A 5236-nucleotide genomic window follows, 5' to 3' on the forward strand; every position below is an offset into this window, starting at 1 on the left:
CGACCGGGGCGCGGCGGCCGTCGCGACCGGCGCGCGGCGGCTCGACAACGGCGTCACGCCGCTGCTCGCGGGCGCGCGTCAGCTCCAGACGGGGTCGGGCGCGCTGCTGTCGGGCGCGCGGCAGCTCGATGAGGGGAACGGGCGGCTGCTCGCCGGAGCCCGGCGACTGGACGACGGGAACGCGCAGCTCCAGACAGGCGCGGCCCGGCTCGCGTCCGGGCTGGCGTCGGCGCGCGACCAGATCCCCGTGATCCAGAACGACGACATGCACCACGCCGCCCAGAACTTCGCGAACCCGGTGGACGTCAGGACCACCAACGCCCACCCCGCCCGGCAGTACGGGCGCGGACTCGCGCCGTTCTTCATCGCGATCGGCCTGTGGGTCTTCGGAATCGTCGCTTTCCTGCTGATCCGCCCGGTGTCCGGCCGGCTGCTGGCCGGGCGGCTCGGCTCGGCGACGGTCGCGTTCGCCGCGTTCCTGCCCGTCCTCGCGGTCGGGCTGGCCGCGGCGCTCGTGCTGTTCCTCGTCCTGGACGTCGGACTCGGCCTCGACCCCGTCTCCACCGCCGGGACGCTCGGGCTGATGGCCCTCGGCGTCGCCGCGTTCGCCGCGATCGTGCAGCTCCTGCGGATCGCGTTCGGCGCGGTCGCGGACGCGCTGGCGCTCGTCCTGCTGATCACGCAGCTCGTGTCGTGCGGCGGCCTGTACCCCGTGGAGACGCTGCCGCAGCCGTTCCGCGCGATCCATGACGTCATCCCGATGACCTACCTGGTCGAACCGCTGCGCACGACGATCTCCGGCGGCCTGGCGAGCCGCGCGCTGCGCGACGCCGGGATCCTCGGCCTCTACCTGGCCGTGGCGCTCGCCTTGCTCGTCGGGGCCGTGGCGCTGCGCCGCCGCTGGACGCTCTCCCGCCTCAAGCCGGACCTCGACCTGTGACCGGGCGGAGAGCGTGGATTGAGAGCTGTGGCCGGGTCCGCGTCCCCGCGTTCGGGGTCGCGCCTCAGGACCAGGCGGGGAAGGTGTGGCCGACGGCGAGCTGCTTGCCCGCGGTGAGCTCACCGACCGTGACGAAGGTGAACCCGCGCTTCTGGAGGCCCGCGAGGACGCGCGGGATGGCGTCCACCGTCGTCTTGTGGATGTCGTGGAACAGCACGACGTCGCCCTGCTTCGGCTGCCGCGTCCCGACCCGGACGTTCCGCGCGACGTCCTGGTACCGCCAGTCGAGGCTGTCCACGTCCCAGACGATCTCCGGCATGCCGACCGCCTTGCCGACCCGGGCGTCCGTCGCGCCGTACGGCGGCCGGAAGACCGTCGGCGCCACCCCGCCGGACGCCTCGGTGATCGCCTTCTCCGTCCGCTGCACCTGGGACCGGACGGCGCCGGTGGACAGGCCGGTGAGCTGCGGGTGCGACCAGGTGTGGTTGCCGAGCTGATGGCCTTCGAGCACCATCCGCCGGATCTCCGCCTTGTGGGACCCGACGTTCTCGCCGAGCATGAAGAACGTCGCGCGCGCCCCGGCCGCCTTGAGGACGTCCAGCAGGTGCGCGGTGTACGGGCCGGGCCCGTCGTCGAAGGTCAGCGCCACGCACTTGACCTGGGCGCAGTTGATGGCCCGGGGCGCCGGCGTGGTCGGGGCCGGGCTGGGCGTGGGCGCGTGCTTCTTCACGGCCGCCGCCTGCTGCCTCAGCTGCCCGGAGTGGACGGATCCGCACGCGGCGCCGAGCGCCGCCGCCGTCAGCCCGACCAGGGCGCCCTTCGCCACCGGCTTGACCCGCATCCTGCACACCTCCGCCCCGAGTTGGAGCCCTCGCCTTCTCAGGCGTGCCCGGGAACGCCTCACGTGTCGGCGTGGACCCCGTCCAGAAACGGCAAAACACCCATGGAACGGACGAGCCGGTCCCGGTCGGCGGGGGCGCGGCGGTCAGCGGAGGGGCCAGTCGGGGACCTCGCCGGGCAGGTCCCGGCTGACCCGCATCGTGAACTCGGCCGGGCGCTTCTCCAGGAAGGAGGTGATGCCCTCGGCCGCGTCCGGGGCCGCGCCGAGCGCGGCCATCAGCCGCGAGTCGCTGACGTGCGAGTCCCACGGGGACGGCGCGGACAGCCCCGACCACATCAGCCGCCGGATCGCCGCCACCGAGACCGCCGAGGTGTTGTCGGCGATCTCGCGGGCGAGCGCGTAGGCGGCGGGGAGCAGCTCGTCCGGCGGGTAGACGCGGGAGACGAGGCCGCCCGCGAGCGCCTCCTGCGCGTCGAACACGCGTCCGGTGGCGGCCCACTCCATCGCCTGCGCGATCCCGACGAGCCGCGGCAGGAACCAGGACGACGCCGCCTCGGTGACGATCCCACGCCGCGCGAACACGAACCCGAACCTGGCCTTCTCGCTGGCCAGCCGGACGTCCATGGGCAGCGTCACCGTCACCCCGACGCCCACGGCCGCGCCGTTGAACGCGCCGATCACGGGCTTGAGGCAGCGCGCGATGCGCAGCGCGACCGTGCCGCCGCCGTCGCGCGGGGTGCCGTCCTCCAGGACGTCGTCCTCGCCCGCGAACATGTCCTGGGACCGGTCCTTGTCGAAGGTGGCGCCGCCCGCGTCGAGGTCGGCGCCCGCGCAGAACGCCCGGCCCGCGCCGGTCACGACGACCACCCGCACGTCGTCGTCGGCGTCGACCCGGTCGAACGCGTCGAGCATCTCGGCGCGCATCGTGTAGGTGTAGGCGTTCATCCGGTGCGGCCGGTCGAGCGTGATCGTGGCGATCCCGTCCCGCACCTCGTACTGGATCTCGGTGTACGTCATCCGGCCGTCCTTCCCGCGCAGAGTGGAAGGCGATTCTAGAACGCGACTCAGTCCCCGCTCCGGGGCGGGTGGTCAGGACGAGGCGGAGGGGAACAGGCGCTCCACGACGTCGCGGCGCCAGTCGGCCACGCTCAGCGGGACGCCCGGCGGCGGATGCGGGGCGAGGAAGTCGCCGTCCGGGACGAGGTTGACCGTGACCTCGCCGTCCTCACCCAGGTCGAAGGTCGCGGGATGGTCCGGGCCGGCGGCGGCGATCCGCCGCACCAGCTCGCCGAGGACCCGCGACCAGCCGGACCCCAGATACCAGGCGAGGCCGGTGACCCGCAGCTCCGGCATCCCGCGCGCCGCCAGGCCCGCCGTCCGCAGTTCCAGGCCGCCGGGACGCTCCGCCCCGACGATCCGGACCTCACCCCGTGTCCGATGCCGCTCCACGCCGCCGTCCTTCCGCTGCCGTCCGCGCGACGCTCCAACGTCACGATTCACGTCACGATATGGTGGCGCGCGCCGGGCCGGTCACTCGAGCGGAGTGACAAGTCCGATAAATTGCGACAGTGAACTGGTCCGTGTCGACGTACGACTCAGCCTTCGGCTACGTCTCCGCACACGGCGCCCCCCTGATCGACCTGCTCGACCCGCAACCCGGCGAGAAGATCATCGACCTGGGCTGCGGTACGGGCGCCTTCACCGCGGACATCGCCGAACGCGGGGCCGAGGTGCTGGGCATCGACGGCGCGCCGGAGATGGTCGCGCAGGCGTCCAACCTGAACCCCGGCCTGTCGTTCACCATCGGCGACGCCCACGACTTCACCACCAGCGAACCGTTCGACGCGGTCGCCTCCAACGCGGCGCTGCACTGGATGACCCGCGACCCGGACGCGGTGATCGCGCACGTGCACGCAGCGCTGCGCCCCGGCGGACGCTTCGTCGGCGAGCTCGGCGGGGCGGGGAACTGCGCCGAGCTGATCGCCGCGATGCAGACCGCGTGGCGCGTGTTCGGCCTCGGCGAGCCCGAGCTGCCCTGGTACTTCCCCACCCCGGCCGAGTACGCGGCGCGCCTGGAGGACGGCGGGTTCACGATCCGGCTGCTGGAGCACGCCGACCGCCCGTCCCGGATGACCGAGTGCCCGGACGGCGCGGCCGACTGGGTCCGCATCTACGCCCCGAGCACCCTCTCGGACGTCCCGCCGGACATGGTCGAGCCGCTGCTGGCCCGGGTGAACGAGCTGGCCGCCCCGGCGCTGCGCCGCGAGTCCGGCTGGGTCGCCGACTACGTCCGGCTGCGCTTCGCCGCCGTCCGCAAGCCCGACGGCTCCTCCACCCTCCCCTAGAACGCCCAGAGCTCGCTTCGCTGTAAGGGCTCGCTCGGGCGGCGCGGGACGCATCGCCTAGGCTCCGAAGCATGCTGCGCCTGCATGATCCGCGGACCGGACGGCTCGAAGACCTGCCCCGCGCGGAGGTTCTGCGCGTCCATGTGCTGGAGGGCACCGATCTGCGCGGCCTGGTCGTCGCCGACCTCCTCCGCCGCCTCGCCGACCGCCGCGGACGGCGCGTCCTGCTGTCGGGCGACGTGAACGACGGCGGCCAGGAGGACGTCGCCGAGTACGGGGTCGCTCCCCTGTACCCCGACGCGCCGACCAAGGCCGACCTGTACGTCGCACCGCGCGCGCACGAGACGGACGCGTGGACGCTCGTGGTTCCTCCGGCGGCCGGGGCGGCCAGGCCGTCCGAGGGCGATCCTCTGGCCGTACGGCTGGCGTACCTCTCGGCGCACTACCGCGAGCCTCTGGACCTGGACGTCGAGGCGGCCGCGTCCCGCCTGCGGGCCTGGCGCGCGGGCGTCGCGGAATGGGCGAACGCGCCGGGCCGTCCGATGCACCGCCCCTCGGCCACCGAGGCCGAGACGGCCCTGACGGACGACCTGGACACCCCGGCGGCGCTGGCCGTCCTCGACCGGGTCGCGTCCGACGCCTCGATCGCGCCGGGCGCGAAGCTGGAGACCTTCGTCCACCTGGACCTCCTCCTCGGCCTGAACGTCGTCGCCGACATCGGCCGGACCGCCTGATTCCGCCCCGAGCCGGGCCCTTCGGGAGGTTCCCCTGACCTCCCGCGGACCGCCCGACCAGGTCGTTAGCCTGCGAGCCCGACAACGAGGAGGGCTCGATGAGAGGCAGGGCGTCCGCGCTCACCCTGTGCCTGTCCGCCACGGCCTGCACGTCCGCGCCCACCGTCGCCGGGGGCGGGACGCTGAGCCCGGGGGACGTCTTTCCCGCGCCGTCCGCCGGAATGGTCGGCACGACGCCCGCGACGACGGACGTCGTGACGCCGTACCGCCGGTTCCACCAGGTCGTCGAGCGGGCCCTCGCGATGGGTGACGCGGCGCAGGTCCCGGACGTCGCGACGGGCGCGGTGGCCGCGCGCATCGAGGACGAGATCGCCGC

7 protein-coding genes are annotated in these 5236 nt (G+C 73.9%); 4 read left to right on the plus strand and 3 right to left on the minus strand.

Translation table 11 applies throughout. The features are described from left to right. Positions 1-940, plus strand: a 940-nt coding sequence (locus AB0J52_RS26440; protein WP_500184990.1) for a YhgE/Pip family protein, incomplete at its 5' end; no start/stop codon positions are given. A gap of 64 nt (positions 941-1004) precedes the next feature. Here AB0J52_RS26440 and AB0J52_RS26445 read toward each other — a convergent pair. The 3 genes from AB0J52_RS26445 to AB0J52_RS26455 form a co-directional block, all read right to left on the minus strand. After that, positions 1005-1781, minus strand: a complete 777-nt coding sequence (locus tag AB0J52_RS26445) for a polysaccharide deacetylase family protein (RefSeq protein WP_500184991.1) — start codon at positions 1779-1781, stop codon at positions 1005-1007. Positions 1782-1925: 144 nt separating this feature from the next. Next, positions 1926-2798, minus strand: coding sequence for an enoyl-CoA hydratase-related protein (locus tag AB0J52_RS26450; protein WP_500184992.1), 873 nt, complete (start codon positions 2796-2798; stop codon positions 1926-1928). Between the two features lie 72 nt (positions 2799-2870). Then, on the minus strand, positions 2871-3281 hold the full coding sequence (locus AB0J52_RS26455; protein ID WP_500184993.1) for a hypothetical protein: 411 nt from the start codon (positions 3279-3281) through the stop codon (positions 2871-2873). A gap of 68 nt (positions 3282-3349) precedes the next feature. Between AB0J52_RS26455 and AB0J52_RS26460 the strand changes: the two genes are divergently transcribed. The 3 genes from AB0J52_RS26460 to AB0J52_RS26470 all read left to right on the plus strand — a co-directional run. Beyond that, positions 3350-4126: a class I SAM-dependent methyltransferase gene (locus AB0J52_RS26460; RefSeq protein ID WP_500184994.1), complete on the plus strand. Its 777-nt coding sequence runs from the start codon at positions 3350-3352 to the stop codon at positions 4124-4126. 71 nt (positions 4127-4197) lie between these two features. After that, on the plus strand, positions 4198-4860 hold the full coding sequence (locus tag AB0J52_RS26465; RefSeq protein WP_500184996.1) for a hypothetical protein: 663 nt from the start codon (positions 4198-4200) through the stop codon (positions 4858-4860). 98 nt (positions 4861-4958) lie between these two features. After that, positions 4959-5236, plus strand: a 278-nt coding sequence (locus AB0J52_RS26470; protein ID WP_500184997.1) for a hypothetical protein, incomplete at its 3' end; no start/stop codon positions are given.

Source organism: Spirillospora sp. NPDC049652 (assembly GCF_040675125.1).
GTDB lineage: Bacteria > Actinomycetota > Actinomycetes > Streptosporangiales > Streptosporangiaceae > Spirillospora.